Here is a 22,820-nt window from a genome sequence, read left to right as displayed (position 1 = left end):
CTGAACGGTTGGCTTTTAACCATTTAGCATATAAAACCCATTTAACATTGCGCTTTGATATCAGTCCGCATAGATCATTACCCACTCAGTGAGATTTAAAATCTTCGTAATCACGTCGTGTTACCGCAGGTATAGTGGCACTACATCAAGTTGACTGGTATTACTTATCCATTTTTGGGTCTTGCCTCATAAAAAGCGCATCTCGGCGAAGTTATATCTCTTCTCGTCTTAGTTCAGTGCTAAGATTTCGTTTATTGCGTATATTCATAAACTATTCAGTTTTAAACATTTATCCTTTAGGTAACGTAATTAAAAGGCACCATAAAAAAGGAATCTCTATGAAAATGATCACGCGTACTAATACTTATTCGACAGCTAAAAGTGTAGTTAAAAAAGCATTGTTAGCATCATCATTTATTGCCTTATCTGCACCTATGGTTGCTGCACAGGCCGCACAAGAAGCGGTTATAAATGTGCAAGGCGTAGGAGCGGTAGAAGTTACACCAAACGCTTATTCAGTCACACTCGTTGTTGAAGAAGAAGGTAATACAGTAGGTAAACTGAACACTCAGCTTGATTCGGACCTCCGCTCTATTGTTAAGTTCTTGCTTAATCAAGGTATAGATGAAAAGCACATTCAGAGTATGCAAGTACGCTTACAACCTCGCTATATCAATACGCCTCAAGGCCGTCAGCAAGAAGGTTTCACGTTGTCACGAGATATCACCGTCACATCTACTGACCTTGAAACTTATGACAAAGTATTAGATGGCGTGCTCAAACGAGGTGTTGATCGCATACAACAATTCAACTTTATTTCAGTTGGTGAAGGCGATGCCTATCAAAAAGCACTTATCTCTGCGGTAAAAGACGCAAAGCAACGTGCACACTTATTAGCAAAAGAATTAGAGATTGAAGTAGGTGAAGTTGTTGCAATCTCAGAATCTGGTGGCAATATGCCGATTCCAGTAATGCGCGCAGAAGCTTTTGCCAAAGACATGTCTATGTCTTTACCTGGCCAAGAGCGCATAGAAGCGCGTGTTAATGTGTCTTTTAACATTGTTCAATAGCAGGAAATTCGTTTGAAAGAACAACAGTACGGTCAGTTAATAAACCAAGCAAAGAGCTTGGTTTCTGGCGAGCACGATCTTATCGCTAACATGGCAAATATAAGTGCGCTGCTTTTCAATAGCCTCGAAGAGGTGAATTGGGCAGGTTTTTACCTTTATAAAGAAGAGCAGTTGGTACTCGGTCCATTTCAGGGGCAACCAGCATGTATTCGCATTCCACTTGGAAAAGGCGTTTGCGGAACGAGTGCAAGTACCAGAACTGTTCAGCGTATAGCAGACGTTCATCAGTTCGAAGGACACATTGCCTGCGATGCAGCGTCAAACTCTGAGATTGTTGTTCCACTAGTGCTAAACGATGTGCTGGTTGGCGTACTTGATATCGACAGCCCTGTTTTTGAACGCTTTACCGAAGAAGACGAAAAAGGGCTCGTTGAAATTGCTCAAATTCTTATGGATTCGCAGAAATAATTATGAAATCCAGTGTTGATATTCACGTTGTTTTATCCACGTATGAGGATATGGAAGACTTTCATGATGACCCAGATGAGGCATCTGAACGTTTAAATTTCATCTTACATGCGGTGTACGACAATGCAGAAGAAGATATTGAAACACAGCGTTTAGAGCAAATTTTGCACTACGCATGGGAATCTTGGCAACAAGATAAGCATTTATTAGAAATAGATGACGACGAATTGCTTGATTGGGTTGACCACACGCTGGCAACTTGGGATGATGCAAGTAACGATGAAATCTCCTGAATAATTTAGAAAGTTAATGGAATCACCAGAGAAGTTTACCAACAGTAAGGAAGTGATAGCTTTCCTTGCAGAGACCTTTCCGAAATGTTTTAGCATTGAAGGCGAGGCCCGCCCACTTAAGATCGGTATTTTTCAAGATCTTGCCACACGTTTAGAAGAAGAGGAACGCGTTAGCAAAACCTTACTTCGTTCTACACTACGACATTACACCAACAGCTGGCGCTATCTTCATAGCATCAAAGAAGGTGCAAACCGTGTAGATTTAGACGGCATTGAAGGCGATGCAATTGAAAAAGAACACGCTGATCATGCGCAGCAGCAGTTAGAAGAAAGCAAAGCAAAAGCAGCTGAAAAGCGCAAAGCTAAGCTAGCTCAGCAGCCTAAGCGAAAAGATAAACGTCAATTTAATCGTCCAAAAGGTGAAAAATCTGCAAATTCGGACCATGCTGATACTAAGCGCGGAACTAAACCGAAAAATAACAGACCAAACAATACACCACCTGCGAAATTGACAGATAGCGATTTACAGCAAGGTACGCAAGTTACCGTTAAATTAGGTAAAGCACCTATGCCTGCAGTAATTACCGAAGTAGCTAAAGATGGCATTCACGTTCAATTAGACTCAGGCATGGTAGTTAAAGTAAACGCAGACGCTTTACGTTTGGCACGCTCCAAGAGGTCGTAAAATATGAGAGACATCCTTCGAATTTCCATCGCCAGTGCTTTTCTTACCGTTGGGGTAGGAGCAGGCGCAGTTACGTCAACACCAGAGGTAGACGAGCTTCCCATTTTACAACAGGAATCTCAACACAGTGTTGCAGCTAAGCGAGTAAGCGCACTCTTTACCAGGGCGCACTACAAGGAAATTTCGTTGGATGATGCACTCTCAGCTAGAGTTTACCAGCGCTTCATCGATTCATTAGATCACAATAAACAAGTGTTATTGCTGTCTGATGTTGTGGGTTTTGAGAAATACCGCACATTGTTTGATGATGCGCTGAGTAAAGGCAACCTCTCTGTTGCCTATGATATGTATAACGTAAGCGCAAAACGACGCATTGAGCGTTATGAATTTGCACTTGCACTGTTAGAAAAAGGCCCGTTCGACTTTGAAAAAGAAGGCGATAAGTTTTTTTACGACAGAGAAGATGCTGAATGGCCAGCTAATAAAGCTGAGCTGGATGAAATTTGGCGTCAACGCGTTAAATACGACGCGTTAAATCTAATACTTGCAGACAAAACATGGGAAGAGGCGAAAGAACTTCTTACCAAACGCTATACGCGAGCGATTAAGCGCACTAAGCAAGCAAAGAGCGAAGACGTTTTTCAAACTGCAATGAATGCATTCGCACGTACAATTGAAGCTCACACCAGTTACTTATCTCCGCGTAACGCTGAACGTTTCCAAATGGACATGAACTTGTCGTTCGAAGGTATTGGTGCGGTTTTGCAAAGCGAAGATGATTACACGGTAATCAAAAGCGTTGTACCTGGCGGTCCTGCAGACGAGTCTGGCGCAATAAAACCAGAAGATAAAATTGTTGGCGTAGCACAAGACGACGAAGAGTTTGTTGATGTGATTGGTTGGCGATTGGACGAAGTGGTTGAGTTAATTAAAGGCCCGAAAGGAAGTACTGTTCGTCTACAGGTTGAAAAAGGAGCCACGGACGCGAAAACCACGTCGGTAGTTAGCCTTACTCGCGATAAAATTAAGTTAGAAGATCGCGCAGCCAAATCGGAAGTATATGTGCCAGAGACTGGTCCTCACGCGGGTGAACCTCTAGGTGTAATCACCATTCCAAGTTTTTATAACAACCTTAGTATGGATGTTGCAAAAGAAATAGAAAGCTTGAAAGCGCAAAACGTTAAAGGCGTTATCGTAGACTTGCGCGGTAATGGCGGTGGTTCTCTAACCGAAGCAACGTTACTTACTGGCCTATTTATCGAAAAAGGCCCGGTGGTTCAAATTCGATACGGTCAAAGCAAAGTTAGCGTTAACCGTGATACAGATGGCGAAGTGGCTTACGATGGCCCGTTAACCGTATTAGTTGACAGATATAGCGCATCTGCTTCAGAGATTTTTGCGGCAGCGATGCAAGACTACAACCGTGCTCTCATCGTAGGTGAACAAACCTTCGGGAAAGGGACAGTGCAGCAGCATCGCGGTTTAGGTAAAATTTATGACCTTTACGATAACCCATTAGGTAGTGTTCAGTTTACTATCGCCAAGTTCTATCGCATTGACGGCGGCAGTACCCAGCATAAAGGCGTTATTCCTGACATTCTTTATCCATCGGCGGTTGAACCAGCTGAATGGGGAGAAAGCCAAGCGGAAAATGCGTTGCCATGGGACAGTATCAATCGCGCTAACTATACGACGTTTGCAGACGGTACTGCTGCGCTTGATGTTTTAACAGCGAAGCACAACAAACGTATTTTACAAGATCCTGAGTTTTCTTATATCCAAGACGACATAAAGGAATATAAGGAAAATAAAGACAAGAACTTCATCTCATTAGTTAAATCTGTACGTGAAGGCGAGAAGAAAGAGGCGGAAGAGAAGTCGCTTGCTCGTGCTAACGAACGTTTACAGCGATTGGGAATGGAAACTGTCACAACATTGGACGACCTACCTGAAGATATGGAAGAATTAGATCCATTCTTGGACGAGGCAGCCAATATTACTTTCGATATGATCGAAACAGGCCGTTACGCTATCACAAGAAATTAAGTGATTAGAAAAAAGGGCTGGTCTAGGGCCAGCCCTTTTTTTGTGTCTATAAATTATTAAAACAATAATAAAGGGAAATAACATGGCTATCAGAGGCGAATTTTCCTCTCGAATAGGGTTCGTGCTAGCAGCGGCAGGCTCGGCAGTAGGACTAGGTAATATTTGGGGCTTTCCTACAAAGGTAGCAAGTAACGGTGGCGCAGCATTTGTTCTCGTATACTTACTGCTGGCTTTTGTACTCGCTTATCCCGTACTTATGGCAGAACTTATAATCGGTCGTAGTTCACGTTCGAATATGGTTGACGCTTTAGGTAAAATATCAGGCAATTTCGTCGGAAGGCTAACGGGCATTTGGGGCTGTGTTACCGTGTCACTTATCCTTGCATTCTACGCTATTGTAGGCGGATGGATGCTGGTTTATTTCGCCGATGCAGCCGTAAGCATGGTGGGATTTACGAGTGCTAGCGACTGGCTACTCACTTCATCAGTTACGCGTAACATTATTTTCTGCTTCTTATTCATGGGCTTAACTGCATTTATCGTTGTCGGAGGTGTAAAGTCCGGCATTGAGAAGTGGTCGGTGCGTTTGATGCCTACATTGGTTATTCTCATTCTTGCACTGATTGTTTATGTGAGCCTACAGCCTGGTGCCGTAGAAGGTTGGTCAGCATATTTAGTACCTGACTTCTCTCGCGTTCTAGACCCAGACTTATTAATTAACGCCATGGGACAAGCCTTTTTCTCAATGTCTTTAGGTGTGGGTACCATGCTGGTTTATGGTTCATACTTAAGTAAAAATGAAAATCTACCTAGCATTGGTGCGTCGGTAGCGCTTGTCGATATCGGTGTTGCGGTTATTGCGGGTATGCTTATTATCCCGGCCATGTACGTTGCATTAAACAACGGCGTTGAAATCTTCACACCTGAAGGCGCGTTAATCCAAGGTGACACGCTGATTTTCAAAGTACTACCAGCACTGTTTGATACCATTGGTAGCGTAGGTCTTTTCGTTGCTTTTACCTTTTTCGCGCTAATGGCGATTGCTGCCGTCACGTCTTCAATTTCAATGTTGGAAGTTCCCGTTGCGTTTATGGTAGAAAGTAAAGGTCTTCAACGTAAAAAGGCCGTGTTATTAATGGCATCGGTCATCTTTGTATTAAGCTGCATCATCATTTTAAATTTTGAAACCTTGTTCGGCTTTGTTATCGCATTAACTACCGAGTATAGCCAACCGTTACTAGGACTCGCCTTGTGTATTTTCGCAGGTTGGGTGTGGCGCAGAGATGCAATACTCGATGAACTTAAACAAGGTGATCAGTTTGCTGAACACAGCATTTTCTGGAAGATTTGGCCTTGGTACGTACGCTTTGTGTGTCCCGTTATCATTGCGCTTATGTTCTACCGCTCAGTCTTCTAAAGCATTCTGGTAAAAAGCGGACAGCACGCTTAACGCGTTACAAATACAATAATAAGGTTTTAAAAAACGACAATGACGAATAAAGAAATAAAAACGCCGTCACTTCTCGATGCAATGCTTCCTATTCTTGCGTTAGTCATAATGATGGGAAGCGCAGTTTATTTGTTTGCCGATAACTCTTCTTACGGTCCAAACCAAATTGCACTTCTTTTAGCGATGGGCTTAGCTGCTATCATTGGAATGAAAAATGGCTACAGCTGGAAAACTATCGAAAAGGGCATTGTAGACGGTATCTCAATGTCTTTAGGTGCTTGCTTAATTCTGTTAGCGGTAGGTTCTCTTATTGGCACATGGATGCTAGCCGGAACCGTGCCTACGCTTATCTATTTCGGTTTAGAGTTGCTTAACCCCTCGTTTTTCTATGCTGCCGCTTGTCTGATTTGTGCGGTTGTTGCAATGAGTATAGGTAGTTCTTGGACTACCGCGGCGACTGTGGGTGTTGCGCTAATGGGGGTTTCTGCAGGCATGGAAATGTCGGCAGCCATAACCGCCGGCGCAGTAGTATCAGGTTCGTACTTTGGCGATAAAATTTCGCCCTTATCTGAAACAACAAACTTAGCGCCTGCCGTTGCGGGCACGGATTTATTTGAGCACATCCGTTACATGCTTTGGACGACGATTCCGAGCTTTGTTATTGCGCTTATTCTATTTACAGTACTGGGCTTTAGTGAAGTGGGTGAGGCCAAAGCAGAACGCATTGAGCAGATGCAACTTTTGTTAAACGAGTCTTTTGACTTAGGTTGGCATTTGTTAATTCCCCTTGTCGTTTTGCTCACCTTAGCGATTAAAAAGATGCCTGCGTTTCCAGCTGTTTTTATCGGCGCTTTGTTAGGTGGAGTCTGGGCAGTTGTATTCCAGTGGGATGTGGTTACTTCTATGGCAAATGGTGACGACTCGGTGAATGTAGGTGCGTTGAAGGTAGTTTGGACCGCGCTATTCGATGGCGTAAGCTTCTCAACACCTGACGAGAACTTAAACAGCTTGCTTTCTCGTGGTGGCATGTCTTCTATGTTAAATACTATTTGGTTGATCATCTGTGCAATGTCGTTTGGTGCCGTATTAGAGCGTGTTGGCCTATTAAAGCGTGCAGTTTCTGCCATATTAATTGGTGCAAAATCCGCAGGGGATATGGTGAGCAGAACCATTCTTACTTGTTTTGGTACCAACCTGGTTACTGCAGATCAGTATATTTCAATCGTGATGCCAGGCCGTATGTACAAAGAAGAATTCAAAAAACGTGGTTTAGACCAATTGAATCTTTCTCGCAGCCTTGAAGACGGCGGCACACTTACGTCTCCACTTATTCCTTGGAACACCTGTGGTGCTTACATGCACAGTGTTTTATTAGTCAATCCATTTGATTACGTATTCTATGCATTCTTCAACGTAATCAACCCGATCCTTGCTGTTATTTATGCGTATTTAGGTATTAAGATTTTACGTATTACGCCACCGCATGTTGAAGTAAACAGCAAAGATACGGTTTAACACAGAGTTCCAATTAAACCCACGTAGGCTTTCTTCCAGGAGGATCTATGTCAGTTCAAGCTAAACGCCGGGCGGATTACCAGCCGCCCGCTTTTTCAATAGCGACAGTTGACCTACATATAACGCTACACCCAACGCAAACCAAAGTTATCAGCACGTTGTCCGTCACTCGTAATGGCGCGCACGATAGTCCATTAGTACTTGATGGCGATAATTTATCGCTAGATTCTATTTCTATTAACGGTACGCACCTATCTGATAATGAATACACGGTAACAGATAGCGCTTTAAGCGTGGTTACTGAACTTGATGAGTTCGTCTTAGAAATTACCAATACCATTGCCCCTGAGCACAACAAAGCGCTGGAAGGCTTGTATTTATCAGGTGGTGCCTATTGTACGCAGTGTGAAGCGGAAGGGTTTCGTCGCATTACGTACTTCATGGACCGCCCGGATGTTTTGTCGGTCTACACAGTGACGGTAGTTGCCGACAAATCAGTACCGATGCTTTTGGCCAATGGCAACCCAGTGGACAAGGGCGAAGTTGACGAAAATACGCATTTTGTTAAATGGCACGATCCACATCCAAAACCTTGCTACCTTTTTGCTCTAGTTGCCGGTGACTTCGATTTACTCACCGATAGCTACACCACCACTAGCGGTAAAGAGGTTGCGCTAGAACTTTATGTTGATAAAGGCAAAAAGTCTCAAGGTATTTTCGCATTAGAATCTCTCAAACGGGCGATGAAGTGGGACGAAGATGTGTTCGGGTTAGAGTACGACTTAGATATCTACATGATTGTTGCCGTCGATTTCTTCAATATGGGAGCGATGGAAAACAAGGGCTTAAATGTATTTAACAGTAAGTTTGTATTAGCCGATCAAAAAAGTGCCACCGACGATGACTTTTTTAATGTTGAGTCGGTTATCGCGCACGAGTACTTCCACAACTGGACCGGCAACCGGGTTACTTGTCGCGATTGGTTCCAGCTAAGCCTTAAAGAGGGGCTTACTGTATTTAGAGACCAACAGTTCAGCGCTGATATGACTTCGGCGTTAAGTAATCGTATAAAGCACGTTCGTGTTATACGAGAACACCAGTTTGCAGAAGATGCGAGTGCAATGAGTCATCCAATTCGTCCAGAAGAAGTCATTGAAATGAACAACTTCTACACGGTGACGGTTTATGACAAAGGCGCTGAAGTTATTCGCATGTTCCACACATTATTGGGGCCTGACGGATTCAGACGTGGTATGGACGAGTACTTTAGAAGACACGACGGTCAGGCTGTCACCTGTGATGACTTCATTTCAGCAATGCAGTCTGCTACTGATTTAGATTTAACCCAGTTTACCCGCTGGTATAGTCAATCTGGTACGCCAGTGATTTCTGTCGCACACAGCACTGAGGTCGATGATGATGGCATTGTTAAGCATAGCTTTACATTGTCACAGCACACACCTGCAACCTCCGATCAGAAAGAAAAGCTTCCTCTATATATTCCTGTAAATATCGAGATTATTGATGATGAGGGGAAAAGCTATACAGACAACGAGTCGTTAATTCAAAACGGCATGGTCATTTTAAAAGATGATTCTTTGCGTTTTACTGTAGAAGCCAAAACTACTAATTTAACACCTGTAGTATTGGGTAACTTCTCAGCGCCAGCGAAAGTAGAAAACCCATTGGGGACAGAGTCTTTACTTACTATATTTAAGCATGCGAAGGATCCATTTAATCGGTGGGATGCAATGCAAACGTTGTATGACCGCTGTGTGAAGCAATTAGAGGAATCGCCGGGGTCTGGTATCAGCAATGAAATCTGGAACGGTATCAAGCAAGCGATTGCCCAAGAGCAGAACAACCTTGAATTGCTGAGTGAATGTTTAGTCATACCTTCGTTTGAGACTCTGTGCCAAAGCCGAAGTAACATAAACGTATCCGCACTTTCGAAAGCGAGAAAAGCGTTCTGCGACCAGTTTGCTCGCGCACTCGAAAAAGAGCTAAAACAAGTCTTCGAAAATATCGAGAAAAGCGCGTATTGCTACACGCAAGAAGCGGTGAATCAACGTCGCTGCAAAAATGTCGTGCTTGCACACTTAGCGCGGTTACCCCAACACGAGCATATTGTGGTTTCTCAGTTTGATACCGCTGATAATATGACAGATACGCTAGGCGCGTTGAGAAGCGCACAACACTGTAGCGCCACCACTTTCGACAGTTTGATGGCTCAGTTTGAGGAATCGTGGAATCATGACCCGCTTGTTTTGGACAAATGGTTCGCACTCCACGCTACACAAAATCGAGACGATATCTTTGCGACTATCACAATGTTATGTGAGCACCCTCAGTTCGCAATGAGTAACCCGAACCGTGTTCGTTCTGTTATTGGTAGCTTCGCTTTCTATAACAGCGAAAGGTTTCATGCACTCGATGGCAGTGGATATAAATTTGTAACCGACTACTTACTTAAGCTCGATGCGGTCAACCCACAGGTTGCCGCCCGTATTGTAACGCCACTGACGCAATGGCAGGGCTTTGCAAGCGAGCATCAGGTTCATATGAAGCAACAGCTTGGCCGTTTGCTTAATCACAAAGGTTTAAGTAAAGATTTGTTTGAGAAAGTAAGTAAAAGCCTTGCTTATGACAAGCATTAGCCAAACTGACTCGGTTTTTTACTTTTCAATAAATGCACCTTACAAGCAATGTGAGGTGCTTTATATTCCATCTATGCCAGATGTGGTCATGGTCAGTGAATCAGGCCTTAGCGTCCAAGTACCGACCAACCGGCTCAGGCAATTTGTTACGTCTGATGGTATTAAAGGTCGTTTTAGGATGATTATTGATGCCAACAAAAAAATAAAATCCTTTGAAAGGCTCGCATAGAGCCTTTTTTGTACGCGACGAGTTACTCTCTTGTATACGAGCTTTCACCACTCCCATACGTAACACTTATGCGTTTTCTTTTGTCATTGAGCGTTCCAAAATACTTAACGCAACAGTTTCGCAATATTTCTGTACATTTTTCCTGCAAGTTTATAAATGCCTTTTATACTCACAATAAAGCAATAACTATTTGATACGACTAATGTTGTAAATTTTGTTAACTGGTAGGATTAGTTCTTGCGGTTATGGCAAAATGATGTAATGATTTTGTTAATCGTTATGGTTGGTCATGATGTCACGTATTAAGTCACATCGACTTGGGAGTATAAAAATATGAAAAACGGGCCTAGCGCTTTTAAGATATCACCGGTAGCAGCGGGAGTTCTCTCACTGCTAGGTGCTGCTGCAATACCAGCACACGCTGCGAATTGGCAAGTGGGTGATGTAAGTATTTCTTTAGATTCAACATTTACATTAGCTACAAGTATTCGAACAGAGGCAAGAGATTACGACCTTATAGGTAACAGTAACCATCCTCAATTCGACTGGAGCGGTTATCACGCAGCTTTCAACCCTTTATACCCAAGTGGCGACGTGTGGGGTTTAGCAGATGGCGGTTATTCCACCAATGGTGACCTTGGTAACCTTGCACACGATCCAGGTGACGCGTTTGCAACGCAAATTTCAGGTACTCATGAATTAGATATCAATTTTGGCGACTATGGTTTCTTCGCCCGTGGTTTCTGGTTCTACGACTTTGAGCAAATGGACGGCGACCGTCCATACTCTAACCCAATAACGGGTAACCAATACGACTTGTGTCAAGACCCTGAAGCAGAAGACCTACTGTGTACCGATGTACGTCTTTACGACGCATTCTTCTATGGCGACTGGTGGATTGGCGACAAACCACTTACGCTTCGTGTAGGCCGTCAGGTGATCAGTTGGGGTGAAAGTACATTCATCCAGCACGGTATTAACACAACGAACCCTGTTGATGTAACACGAGCTCGTGCTCCAGGTGCAGAACTTAAAGAAGTATTCCTTCCAGTAGGGATGGTGTACGCGTCTTTAGGTTTGACTGACACAGTGAGTATTTCTGGTTATTACCAGTACGAATGGCAGCGCAGCTGGCTTCCAGTTTCTGGCAGTTACTTCGCGGGCAACGATTTTGCAGGTGAGGGCGGTCAACGCCAAAACGTCCAGCTTGGTTTCAGTGGTAACCCAGACATCGACTTAGATCACCTTCTCACTGCGTTAAACGGATACGGTGATTTACTTCGCTCTGGCGCTAATCCAGAGGACATTTCGCAAGCCTACCTTGCTTATCCAACCAAAGTGGCTATTCGTGGTTTTTCTGACGCAGCGCACAACGACGCCGACGATCAAGGTCAATACGGTTTACGCTTGACGTGGTTTGCCGAGAATTTGAATGAAACAGAGTTTAGTTTCTATCACATCAATTACCACAGCCAACGCCCGCTTATTTCAGGTAAGACATCAGACTTTACTGCTGAAGGTATTGGCGCAGATCTCGCGTTCCTAGCATCTAATACCGTTACTCGCGACAACATCACTGAACTGGGTGCATTTACACAGTCAGAGTTCTTCTACCCAGAAGATATCAAACTCTATGGTATGAGCTTTAACACTAATATCGGTACTACGGCTCTTGCGGGTGAATTTGCTTACCGCGTGGATGAGCCGCTTCAAATCGATGATGTTGAATTGCTGTATATGGGGATGCCAGAGCAATTGGCAAATGCGGGGCTACGTCCAGACTTAGCGGGTATCTCCCAGCTCAACAACATTGGTCGTGCAGTAGGACCAGGCGAGACAGCGGAAGGTTATCTATTCTCTGATACATGGCAAATGCAGTTTACTGCCTCACACGTATTTGGCCCTAAATTTGGTTCTGACAACTTCGTACTATTAGGCGAAGTAGGCTATGTGAACGTTGTAGATATGCCAGATCCGAACGTAATTCGCTTAAATGCGCCTGGTACAGCACGTACGCCGTCACTAGAGCCTATCAATGGCAATAGTCGTGAAGGTTTACACCAAGCGCTATCAGGCGGACCAGAGACTAACCCGTTTGCTACTGACGATGCGTGGGGTTACCGTTTACTTGCTGTTGCTGATTACAACGACATCATGGCCGGAATTAACTTACGTGCTCGTGCAACATTCTCTCACGATGTAGAGGGTACAACACCAGACCCTCTATTCCTTTTCACAGAAGATGTTAAGTCTGCTGCAATTTCATTGACGTTCGACTACCTAAGCAAGTGGTCAGCAACAGCGTCGTACAGCGCTTTCTGGGGCGGTATTGGTACTACTAATGCGCTATCAGACAGAGACTTCGTTTCATTTAACATCAAATATGCAATCTAAGAGTGGTATTTATGATTAGAAAAGTAGGAATTATCGCTGCGGCTTTATCACTTGCTCTGTCAGGTGCAAGCGCGATGGCAAAGGTGTCTGACGCAGATGCCAATAAACTAGGTAACGAATTGACGCCACTGGGCGCTATGAAAGCAGGTAATGCAGACGGCAGTATCCCAGCGTGGACTGGCGGTATTACTTCAGCACCAGCGGGCTACACAGTGGGTGATCACCATCCAGACCCGTACCCTGAAGATAAAGTGCTATTTGAAATCACTGCACAAAACTACAAAGAATATGCGGACTTTCTATCTGAAGGTCAGAAAAAGCTTTTCGAAGCTTACCCTGAAACCTTCCGTATGCCGGTTTACCCAACGCGTCGTTCTGCGTCTAATCCCCAGGCTATCTACGATGCAACTAAGGTAAATGCAACTAGCGCGGAGCTATTAGACGGCGGTAACGGAATTAAAGGGGCTGTTCTCGGTATTCCGTTCCCAATTCCACAAAATGGTCTTGAATCAATTTGGAACCATATACTTCGCTATCGCGGTGAAGCGGTTCAGCGTAATGGTGGTCAAGCTGCGGTAACAACTGGTGGTGATTACAACGTAATCGGTTTTGACGAGCAGTTATTAATTAAGTACGCAGAAGAAGGTGCTACACCAGAAAAGCTTACTGACGAAAACGTCCTTTTCATGTTTAAACAAAAAGTAACAAAGCCTGCTCGTTTGGCGGGTACAGCGCTGCTTGTACATGAAACAGTTGACCAAGTAAAAGAGCCGCGTAAAGCATGGACCTACAACACGGGTCAGCGCCGTGTACGTCTAGCACCAAACATTGCTTATGATACACCTGGAACCGCAGCTGATGGCCTTCGTACTACCGATGACTTTGATATGTTTAACGGTTCACCAAACCGTTACAACTGGAAGTTAGTGGGTAAGAAAGAAATGTTCGTTGCATACAACAACTATGCACTTCATTCAGATAATGCGAAGTACGATGACATCTTAAAGCCAAACCACGTTAACCCAGACCTAACACGTTGGGAAAAACACCGCGTTTGGGAAGTAGAAGCCACATTGAAAGACGGTTTCCGTCATATTTATCAAAAGCGTGTATTCTTCATTGATGAAGATAGCTGGCAAATTCAAGTTGCTGATATGTATGATAATCGTGGCGAACTTTATCGTGTTGGTGTAGCGTATGGTGTGAACTATTATGAAGTACCTACCCAGTGGTCTACTCTGGATGTGTACCATGACTTGAACTCACGTCGTTACCTGGCTATTGGCCTCGATAACGAAGAAGAGATGTACGACTTCACCGTTCGCCCACGAGATGTGGAATTCACACCTCAGGCGTTACGACGAGAAGGTATGCGCTAATCGCCTTAAACAACAAACGGTTGGCAATTGCCAGCCGTTTTTGTATGCAGACAATTATAAATAGGGGGAATGGTTAATTATGAAAAAAACCATTGCAGCGTGCATTGCCGCCACTTTCGCAGTTAATTACTCTACAACTGCAATCGCCGAAGAAGCATTCATGGCACCATTGGTTGAGCAATCGGTTCTTTTGGACATAGACGCTGATACATTTGTCGTTATTGTCGGTGAACGCGGTCACGTGTTAGTTTCAGAGGATGGTGAGGCATTTAATCAAAAAGCCGTACCAACACAATCAACGCTTACAGCGACAACTGTTGTAGGTGATAATATTTGGGCAGTGGGCCACGACGCTGTCATTCTTCATTCTTCAGATAAAGGCGAGACGTGGGAGATACAAAATTTCCAACCTGACCTTCAGCGCCCATTTCTAGACGTATTATTCTTCAATGAAAAGCAGGGGATTGCTACAGGTGCCTATGGCTTGTTCTATCGAACCTTAGACGGTGGAAAAACGTGGACGGCAGAACGTCATGCCAGTCTGCTTGACCCAATGGATCAAGAATACCTTGAAGATATTCGAAAAGAAGATGAAGACTTCTATCAGCAAGAACTTGAATCTATTTTACCCCACTTAAACAGAATTACCCTTGATGGTGATACGCTTTACCTAGCAGGCGAAGCCGGTCTGCTAGCCAAAAGTACCAATATGGGAGAATCGTGGGAACGGTATTACGTCGACTATACAGGATCGTTTTTCGATATTAAGCCGCTTGATGAAAATACCGTTCTAGCGGTTGGCCTTCGCGGAAATATATTTGTTAACAGAAACGAAGGTGAGTGGGAATACGTACAAACTTGCTCAACCAGCACACTAAATTCAATTCTAATTGGTTCTGAATCGAAGGTTTATGCTTTGGGTAACAACGGGATGATGGTAAGCGCACAGCGACCTTTACCCACCAGTATGCGAGACCCCTATGCAAACCTTTCAGATTGCGAAGCTGATGAAGGCATTGTCGTTTCACAAATTAAAGACAAAGCCGCGCTTCTTAATGCAACACAGTTTAATGGTAAGAATATTGCCGTTACTGCGAATGGCATTAAAACGTTGAATTTAAAATAGGGCAGTATAAAAACAATGACCCATTTTCTTGAAAAATTAGTATTCGGAAACCGTAAAATTGTCGTAGCCTTGTTTGCTATAGCCACAGTTTTCCTTGGTTACCAAGCTTCACAAATGCGCTTAGACGCAGGTTTTGAAAAGAACATACCGCTAAATCACGAATACATGAAAACGTACATTGAGCACCGCCAAGATTTTGGTGGCGCTAACAATATATTAGTTTCTGTTTGTGATAAAAACGATAACATCTACAATCAAAACTTCTTCGATACCTTAAAGAATGTTCACGACCAACTCTTCTTTATTAATGGGGTGAACCGTTCGTTAGTTATTTCGCTTTTCTCTCCTTCAACCCGCTTTACTGAAATTGTAGAAGGCGGCTTTGCAGGCGGGCCAGTCATTCCTGCCGACTTTAATTCTGCAAGCCCAGAAGCATTAGAGTTGGTGGCAGCTAACGTAGAAAAGGCAAACATTGTCGGAAGACAAGTATCCAGTGATTACAGCTGCGCAATGGTAACAGCGCAATTGCTCGATATTGACCCGCAAACTGGCGAGCCTCTCAATACATTGGCATTAGCAGCAGAGCTTGAAGAGCAGCTTCGCGGTCAATATGAAAACGAAAATACGTCTATTCATATAATTGGCTTTGCGAAAATGATTGGCGATGTGGCCGACGGTGCAAAAGACGTGTTGATCTTTTTCGCCATTGCTATCGCGATTACTGCCGTAATGGTGTATTTCTTCTCGCGCAGCATCATGCTTACGTTATTGCCATTAGTATGCTCAATCATTGCCGTTATCTGGCAGCTAGGCCTGCTTACTTCAATTGGCTTTGGTATGGACCCTATGTCAATACTGGTGCCATTTTTGGTATTTGCCATTGGTGTGAGCCACGGCGTACAAATGATTAACGCGGTAGAAAAACAAGCAGTAACCGGTATTGGTGCTAAACGGGCATCTATGGCGGCATTCAGAAACTTGCTGGTTCCAGGCGGAATTGCATTGTTATCTGATACGGTTGGCTTTATGACGTTATTAGTAATCGATATCGGCATTATTCGCGAGTTGGCGATTACGGCAAGTATGGGTGTAGCGGTAATCATTCTTACCAACTTGTTGCTGCTGCCTGTGCTGATGAGCTTCTTAAAACTTGACCAGAAATATGTCGAAAAATTCGCGGGTAAAGAAAACGCTAATTCGAAATTCTGGGAAGTCATTGCTGCTTGTTCACGTAAAAAGCCTGCGGCAATAATTCTTATCGTTACTGCTATCCTATTCGTGTTTGGTCATTTCCAAGCTCAGAATATGAAGATAGGGGACTTACATGCGGGTGCACCTGCGCTTCATGAAACATCACGCTACAATCAGGACACTTTCCTGATTACCGATAAGTACGAAGTAACGGTAGATTACATTTCTATTTTGGTTGAAACCACACCAGAAGCTTGTACGTCACACAGCGTGATGAAGGCCATGGACGATTTCCAGTGGAAAATGGAAAATGTTCAAGGCGTTCAATCGGCGGTTTCGTTGGCATCTGTAGCAAAAATTGTTAACGCAGGTTACAACGAAGGCAACGTTAAGTGGCAGGTACTCCCTCGTAACCAGCAAACATTGGTGCAGGCAATTTCTCGCGTTCCAACGTCGTCTGGCTTACTTAACGGCGACTGCTCGGTCATGCCAATTATTCTGTTTATGGAGGACCACAAAGCAGAAACGATCTCTCGTGTCGTTGAAGCGGTAAAAGCGTATCGCGATGAATATCAAACCGATGATATGAAGTTCAGTCTTGCTTCTGGGCCTGTTGGCGTGATGGCCGCAACTAATGAAGCAGTTAGTGCAGCGCAGGACCCTATGATGCTTTATGTATTTGGCGCCGTTATTGCGTTGTGTCTAGTTAGCTTCCGCTCGCTGCGTGCTACGTTAGTTGTTGTTATTCCGCTGTATGTGGTGTCTGTACTGGCGCAAGCCTTAATGACATACCTTCAAATTGGCCTCACCGTTTCTACATTACCAGTTATCGCACTTGGCGTGGGTATAGGTGTGGACTATGGTATTTATATACTCTCTACCAAGAGCTTAATGCTGAAGAAAGGCGCTACCGTTCAAGAAGCATATTTCGCTGCATTAAAAGAACGTGGAAGTGCTGTGCTATTTACCGGTATTACGCTGGCAATAGGCGTGAGCACATGGGTGTTCTCTTCGCTTAAGTTCCAAATGGATATGGGCATTTTGCTTACATTTATGTTCGTCGTGAACATGCTTGGAGCAATAATTGTACTGCCTGCACTAGCAAGATTCCTATGGTGGAACAAGAATGACCCTGATGCATAAAATATTTTTGCATAGCTAAGCATTAAAAAGGGCCTTTAGGCCCTTTTTTTTGGGTGTTTTCTGCATACTTATCTATGCTGTTAATATAAGGTTAAAAATGGGCTTTCATTAGCGTCATTTATTAGAGAAAATAGTTAGGTACTCGGCACTTATACCAAGCTGGATTGGTATTACGACATTCAAAAAAGGTTAACAAATGACAGTCACCTCACAGCGACACTCAGTACTGCTAGACAATGTATTTGCACTTATCGACAAAAAAGTAGATACCAAGCAGAAGTCTCTTGTGCAGCAATTCGGACGTCTGTTGTATAAAAATATTTCAAGCGATGACCTAGAAAATCGCAACGACAGCGACCTTTATGGTGCAACACTTAGTTTATGGAATGGCTTGGCGAAGTTTGAACATACGTCGCCATACATACGCGTATTTAACCCGGAAATTGCCAAACACGGCTGGCACTCAAGCCACACAATTGTTGAGATTATTGTGTCGGATATGCCATTCTTGGTTGACTCGGTGCGCATGTTGCTAAATCGTTTGAACATCACCGCACATTTATTCCTTCACAGCCCAATTGGCATTAAGCGCGACAAAGCGAACAAAGTTGAAGCGTTTGCTGAGCCAGGCCAATCGCTTGAAGGTGCGAAAAAAGAAACGGTCATCTTTATCGAAATCGATAGACAAACATCGAAAAAAGATATCGATGCTCTAACACAAGAACTGCACTCTGTCGTTGATGAAGTTTCTCTGGCAGTTCAAGACTGGCAAGGCATGACAAATACCTTGCAAGACGTAATTAAAAACAATGCTAAATTTAACTGGCCTGTATCTGCAGAAGCCAAAAAGCAAACTAAAGCTTACTTAGAATGGTTAGGCGATCACAACTTCACAATGATGGGTTACCGTTATTATGACGTTAAAGCCATTGAAGGGGACCATAGATGGATCCCTCAAAACGACACCAGTTTGGGTTTGCTTAAAAACTCAGTAAACGACCGAGAGCGTTTGTTGTCTCGCTTACCTGCGTCGGCTCGTGCGGAAGCGCTTAGCAAAAACCCATTGATTCTGACCAAAACAAATTCGCGCGCGCGAGTACACCGTCCTGCATATATGGACTATGTAGGCGTGAAGGTGTTTAACAAAGAAGGTCAGGTTGTTGGTGAGCACCGCTTTTTAGGTCTGTATTCTGCCTCTTTCTATAACAACAGCGTAACTCAGCTTCCGATTTTACGTGAAAAAATCAAACGTATTTGTGAGCTATCTGGTTTCGAGCCTGGAACTCACGCATACAAAGCGTTTGCAAATATTATAGAAACCTACCCACGAGATGAGTTGCTACAAACGCCAGCGGAAGAGCTAGCGCAAATTGTGATGGGTATTTTTCAAATGCAAGAGCGTGGAATTTCACGTTTATTCATTCGAAAAGACATTTTTGGCCGCTTTTTCTCGTGCATGGTGTTTGTGCCAAGAGAGCGCTATAACACCCAGTTACGCAAAGAAACCCAAGCGCTACTTAAAGCGTCATTGGGCGCAACTGAAGAAGTGGAATTTACTACGTTCTTCTCAGAGTCTGTATATGCCCGTACGCATTACATTGCTAGAGTCAACGACAACAACGCGGAATTCGATGTGAAGGAAATAGAGCAAAACATTATTGAGTTGACCAAAACCTGGAATGACAGACTCGCGTCAGCTATTTCAGCGGCACACGGTGAGGCTTCGGGTAAAGCGTTGGAACGCAAATACAACAATGCTTTCTCTCGCAGCTATATGGAGCATAACCTACCGTCAGCAGCGCTTGTAGATATTGGCAAACTAGAGATGTTAGACGACAACCACACACTGGATATGTTGTTCTATCGTCCACAAGAAGAAGACGCTGACAGCCAGGTAGTTAAGCTTAAGCTTTTCCACCGTGCCGAGCCTATCCATTTGTCTGACGTGTTACCGATGCTTGAGAATTTTGGGTTACGCGTAATCGATGAAAGTCCTTATAAAGTCACGTGTTCAGAAGGTGAACGTAACTGGGTCATGGACTTCACCATGTTACATAAAAGTGGTCAGCACTTTGACATGGAAAACGCCCAGATTCTCTTTCAAGATGCCTTCGCCAAAGTGTGGTACAAGACACTAGAAGACGACGCGTTTAACCGCCTTATCCTTGGCGCGAATATGACTGGCCGTAAAGTTACGGTACTCCGTGCTTATGCTAAATACATGCGCCAGACCGGCAGTTCTTTCAGCCGTGACTACATCGCAAACACACTAGCTAACTATCCAGACATTGCTCGTTTACTCGTAGACTTTTTCGACCAGCGTTTTAATCCTAAGAAAAAGCGCAATGAGAAAAAAGAGGAAGGTATTCTTGAGACTATTAAGGAACAGTTAGATAACGTTAGCAACTTGGATGATGACCGAATTATTCGTCGTTATCTGGATATGATGTCTGCAACGTTACGTACAAACTTCTATCAGGCAGACGATGCCGGCAATGAAAAATCATATGTATCATTTAAGATGATGCCTGAACTCATTCCTGACATGCCATTACCACTGCCTAAGTTTGAAATTTTTGTTTACAGTCCTCGCGTTGAAGGTGTGCACCTGCGTGGCGGCAAAGTTGCCCGCGGCGGTCTTCGTTGGTCTGATAGACAAGAAGACTTCAGAACAGAAGTACTCGGCCTAGTAAAAGCGCAACAAGTTAAAAACACGGTGATCGTGCCGGTTGGTGCAAAAGGTGGTTTCGTTTGTAAGAACCTACCTGTAGGCGAAGGTCGCGCAGCTATTCAGGCTGAAGGCCAAGCATGCTATCGCACTTTCATCACCAGCTTGTTAGATATTACTGACAACATTGTAAATGGTGAAATTGTTCCCCCTAAGGATGTTGTTCGCCTTGATGATGACGACCCTTATTTGGTTGTTGCTGCAGATAAAGGCACTGCCACGTTCTCTGATATCGCAAACGGTATTGCAGAAGAGTTTGGGTTTTGGCTGGGCGATGCATTTGCATCTGGCGGTAGTATTGGATACGACCATAAGAAAATGGGTATTACTGCACGCGGCGGATGGGAGTCGGTTAAACGTCATTTCAGAGAAATTGGTATCGACTGTCAGACCACTGACTTTACCGCTGTTGGTGTGGGCGACATGGCAGGTGACGTATTCGGTAACGGTATGTTGCTATCAGAGCATACGCGACTAATCGCTGCGTTTAACCATTTACATATTTTCTTCGATCCAAGCCCAGATGCAGCAGCAAGTTATAAAGAGCGTCAACGCCTGTTTGAGAACCCAAGCCTAAGCTGGGAAGACTATGACAGTAAGCTGATTTCAAAAGGCGGTGGCGTATTTAGCCGCGCGTCTAAATCTATCAAGCTTACACCTGAAATGAAAAAGTGGTTAGGTACGCGTCAGCTAACGATGACGCCTAATGAGCTAATTCACAATATATTGAAAATGCCAGTCGACCTACTGTGGAACGGTGGAATCGGTACGTATATTAAGAGCAAGAAAGAATCTCACTCAGACGTAGGTGACCGTGCTAATGATGACTTACGCGTCAATGGTCGTGACGTCCAAGCTAAAATTGTGGGCGAGGGCGGTAACTTAGGTCTAACGCAGTTAGGTCGTATTGAGTATGCGTCTAACGGTGGCCGAGTTAACACTGACTTCATCGATAACGTAGGTGGGGTTGATTGCTCGGATAACGAAGTAAACATCAAAATCTTGCTTAACAGCCTAGTTAACGACGGTGAACTTACGCTTAAACAGCGTAATAAGTTGCTCTACGATATGACCGACGATGTAAGTCGAATTGTACTGAAAGACTGCTACCGTCAAACTCAGTCTATCTCTATTACTGAGTTAGCTGGCGTTAAGCAACTTAAAGAACAGCTTCGCTTTATCCACGGTCTTGAGCGTGAAGGTCAGCTAAACCGTGAATTGGAATTTATTCCAAGTGACGATGAGATTTCAGATCGCGTAGCCACGGATCAAGGTTTAACTCGCCCAGAGTTAAGCGTATTGATTGCGTACGGCAAAATGGTACTTAAAGATGCGCTTAATATTCCGGAAATTACTGACAATCCTTACCACGGTAAGTTGTTAGTAGAAGCCTTCCCTAAAGTGCTCCGCGAAAAATTCGCAACACACATGCAACAGCATCCGCTTAGAAGCGAAATTATTGCGACTAAGTTAACCAACAACATGGTTAACGACATGGGCCTTAACTTCGTGTTTAGAATGCAGGAAGAAACTGGCGCAAGTGTGAGCGAAATTGCTGACGCATACGCAATTGTTCACGGTATCTTTAACATGAAGACGCTGTGGGAGCGCATCGAACAACTGGATAACGTTATTCCAGCTCAGCTACAGCTTAAAATGTTGGATGAAGCACGTAGAATTATGCGTCGCGCTTCGCGCTGGTACATTCGCCACGGCAATAAAACGCAATCCATTGAAGAAGCCATCGCGAGCTACCGTGGTACCTTCGATATCTTATCGAAGAACCTGCAAAACTATCTTGTTAAAAGTGAATATGCTCAGCTTGAAGCTGTAACGCAGAAATATATCGACAAGGGCGTTCCTGAAGATATCGCTTACCAGGTTGCAAGCTTCTCTAACATGTTCTCTAGCTTTGACCTTGCGCAAATCGTTGAAGCAGATAAGCACGATACCGATGTAGTCGCTAAGCTTTACTATCAGCTAGGTTCTCGTTTAGAACTTCACTGGTTCTTAGATCAGATAAACAACCAGGCGGTAAGCAACCACTGGCAAGCGTTAGCTCGCGCCTCGTATCGTGAAGAGTTAGATTGGCAGCAGCGTTCCATTGCAGCAAATCTTTTAGCTTCTCGCGAAGACGTAAGTAGTGCAGATCAAATTCTTGATGAGTGGATTGAAAGCAATCAGGTCTTACTTAAGCGCTGGTATCACATGATGTCTGAGTTTAAGACCAGTACAACGCACGAATTTGCGAAATTTTCTGTCGCTTTACGTGAATTGATGCTTTTAAGCGTGAAGTCTAACCATTAGAATACACGCACCTTAATGATTTAAGCCCTGTTTATCAGGGCTTTTTATTGGCCGACTGAACATTGCTGTACGTTTTTGCAGCATCGTTTGTAAATGCAAACCTCATACAAGCGCAAGATACGTTGATGATCAACAGGCC

Annotated in this window: 14 protein-coding genes; all 14 read left to right on the top strand. The window is 44.0% G+C overall.

The genetic code is table 11. The annotated features are described in order from the left end of the window. Nucleotides 1-338: 338 nt before the first annotated feature. The 14 genes from MHM87_RS00765 (at nucleotide 339) to MHM87_RS00700 (ending at nucleotide 22,681) form a co-directional block, all read left to right on the top strand. Nucleotides 339-1,070, top strand: a complete 732-nt coding sequence (locus MHM87_RS00765; protein ID WP_239257515.1) for an SIMPL domain-containing protein — start codon at nucleotides 339-341, stop codon at nucleotides 1,068-1,070. A gap of 12 nt (nucleotides 1,071-1,082) precedes the next feature. After that, a complete protein-coding gene (locus tag MHM87_RS00760; RefSeq protein ID WP_014949540.1) occupies nucleotides 1,083-1,538 on the top strand; it encodes a GAF domain-containing protein in 456 nt (151 codons plus the stop codon). 2 nt (nucleotides 1,539-1,540) lie between these two features. Further along, nucleotides 1,541-1,831: a hypothetical protein gene (locus MHM87_RS00755; RefSeq protein WP_014949541.1), complete on the top strand. Its 291-nt coding sequence runs from the start codon at nucleotides 1,541-1,543 to the stop codon at nucleotides 1,829-1,831. A 16-nt stretch (nucleotides 1,832-1,847) separates the two neighbouring features. After that, complete coding sequence (gene proQ / locus MHM87_RS00750) at nucleotides 1,848-2,516, top strand: RNA chaperone ProQ (RefSeq protein WP_239257514.1); 669 nt, start codon at nucleotides 1,848-1,850, stop codon at nucleotides 2,514-2,516. A 3-nt stretch (nucleotides 2,517-2,519) separates the two neighbouring features. Continuing rightward, nucleotides 2,520-4,562, top strand: coding sequence for a carboxy terminal-processing peptidase (gene prc / locus MHM87_RS00745; protein ID WP_014949543.1), 2,043 nt, complete (start codon nucleotides 2,520-2,522; stop codon nucleotides 4,560-4,562). 82 nt (nucleotides 4,563-4,644) lie between these two features. Next, nucleotides 4,645-5,979, top strand: a complete 1,335-nt coding sequence (locus tag MHM87_RS00740) for a sodium-dependent transporter (RefSeq protein ID WP_014949544.1) — start codon at nucleotides 4,645-4,647, stop codon at nucleotides 5,977-5,979. 72 nt (nucleotides 5,980-6,051) lie between these two features. Then, the gene (gene nhaC / locus MHM87_RS00735; RefSeq protein ID WP_171337039.1) at nucleotides 6,052-7,527 is read left to right on the top strand and encodes a Na+/H+ antiporter NhaC; all 1,476 of its coding nucleotides are present in this window, start codon (nucleotides 6,052-6,054) and stop codon (nucleotides 7,525-7,527) included. Between the two features lie 47 nt (nucleotides 7,528-7,574). After that, on the top strand, nucleotides 7,575-10,184 hold the full coding sequence (pepN, locus tag MHM87_RS00730) for an aminopeptidase N (protein ID WP_239257513.1): 2,610 nt from the start codon (nucleotides 7,575-7,577) through the stop codon (nucleotides 10,182-10,184). Further along, nucleotides 10,171-10,413, top strand: coding sequence for a DUF2835 family protein (locus MHM87_RS19805; RefSeq protein ID WP_014949547.1), 243 nt, complete (start codon nucleotides 10,171-10,173; stop codon nucleotides 10,411-10,413). The genes pepN and MHM87_RS19805 overlap by 14 nt, the downstream gene beginning before the upstream one ends. Before the next feature lie 333 nt (nucleotides 10,414-10,746). Then, nucleotides 10,747-12,807, top strand: coding sequence for a DUF1302 domain-containing protein (locus tag MHM87_RS00720; RefSeq protein ID WP_239257512.1), 2,061 nt, complete (start codon nucleotides 10,747-10,749; stop codon nucleotides 12,805-12,807). 11 nt (nucleotides 12,808-12,818) lie between these two features. Then, the gene (locus tag MHM87_RS00715) at nucleotides 12,819-14,186 is read left to right on the top strand and encodes a DUF1329 domain-containing protein (protein ID WP_239257511.1); all 1,368 of its coding nucleotides are present in this window, start codon (nucleotides 12,819-12,821) and stop codon (nucleotides 14,184-14,186) included. A gap of 79 nt (nucleotides 14,187-14,265) precedes the next feature. Beyond that, nucleotides 14,266-15,312: a YCF48-related protein gene (locus MHM87_RS00710; protein WP_061485904.1), complete on the top strand. Its 1,047-nt coding sequence runs from the start codon at nucleotides 14,266-14,268 to the stop codon at nucleotides 15,310-15,312. A gap of 15 nt (nucleotides 15,313-15,327) precedes the next feature. Further along, on the top strand, nucleotides 15,328-17,646 hold the full coding sequence (locus tag MHM87_RS00705) for an MMPL family transporter (protein WP_061485905.1): 2,319 nt from the start codon (nucleotides 15,328-15,330) through the stop codon (nucleotides 17,644-17,646). Nucleotides 17,647-17,842: 196 nt separating this feature from the next. Continuing rightward, nucleotides 17,843-22,681 (top strand): NAD-glutamate dehydrogenase, encoded by a 4,839-nt coding sequence (locus MHM87_RS00700; RefSeq protein ID WP_239257510.1) that lies wholly within the window; start codon nucleotides 17,843-17,845, stop codon nucleotides 22,679-22,681. Nucleotides 22,682-22,820: the final 139 nt, after the last annotated feature.

The organism is Alteromonas sp. Cnat3-28 (assembly GCF_022348265.1).
Classification (GTDB): Bacteria; Pseudomonadota; Gammaproteobacteria; order Enterobacterales; family Alteromonadaceae; genus Alteromonas; species Alteromonas macleodii.
The sequence above is the reverse complement of the archived record's forward strand: the minus strand, read 5'-3'. Positions and strand labels throughout refer to the sequence as shown.

Bases quoted from the DNA above. Each gene is read 5' to 3' on its own strand.
- MHM87_RS00765 (WP_239257515.1), top strand. From the start codon at position 339: ATGAAAATGATCACGCGTACTAATACTTATTCGACAGCTAAAAGTGTA.
- MHM87_RS00755 (WP_014949541.1), top strand. From the start codon at position 1,541: ATGAAATCCAGTGTTGATATTCACGTTGTTTTATCCACGTATGAGGAT.
- proQ (WP_239257514.1), top strand. From the start codon at position 1,848: ATGGAATCACCAGAGAAGTTTACCAACAGTAAGGAAGTGATAGCTTTC.
- prc (WP_014949543.1), top strand. From the start codon at position 2,520: ATGAGAGACATCCTTCGAATTTCCATCGCCAGTGCTTTTCTTACCGTT.
- MHM87_RS00740 (WP_014949544.1), top strand. From the start codon at position 4,645: ATGGCTATCAGAGGCGAATTTTCCTCTCGAATAGGGTTCGTGCTAGCA.
- nhaC (WP_171337039.1), top strand. From the start codon at position 6,052: ATGACGAATAAAGAAATAAAAACGCCGTCACTTCTCGATGCAATGCTT.
- pepN (WP_239257513.1), top strand. From the start codon at position 7,575: ATGTCAGTTCAAGCTAAACGCCGGGCGGATTACCAGCCGCCCGCTTTT.
- MHM87_RS19805 (WP_014949547.1), top strand. From the start codon at position 10,171: ATGACAAGCATTAGCCAAACTGACTCGGTTTTTTACTTTTCAATAAAT.
- MHM87_RS00720 (WP_239257512.1), top strand. From the start codon at position 10,747: ATGAAAAACGGGCCTAGCGCTTTTAAGATATCACCGGTAGCAGCGGGA.
- MHM87_RS00715 (WP_239257511.1), top strand. From the start codon at position 12,819: ATGATTAGAAAAGTAGGAATTATCGCTGCGGCTTTATCACTTGCTCTG.
- MHM87_RS00710 (WP_061485904.1), top strand. From the start codon at position 14,266: ATGAAAAAAACCATTGCAGCGTGCATTGCCGCCACTTTCGCAGTTAAT.
- MHM87_RS00705 (WP_061485905.1), top strand. From the start codon at position 15,328: ATGACCCATTTTCTTGAAAAATTAGTATTCGGAAACCGTAAAATTGTC.
- MHM87_RS00700 (WP_239257510.1), top strand. From the start codon at position 17,843: ATGACAGTCACCTCACAGCGACACTCAGTACTGCTAGACAATGTATTT.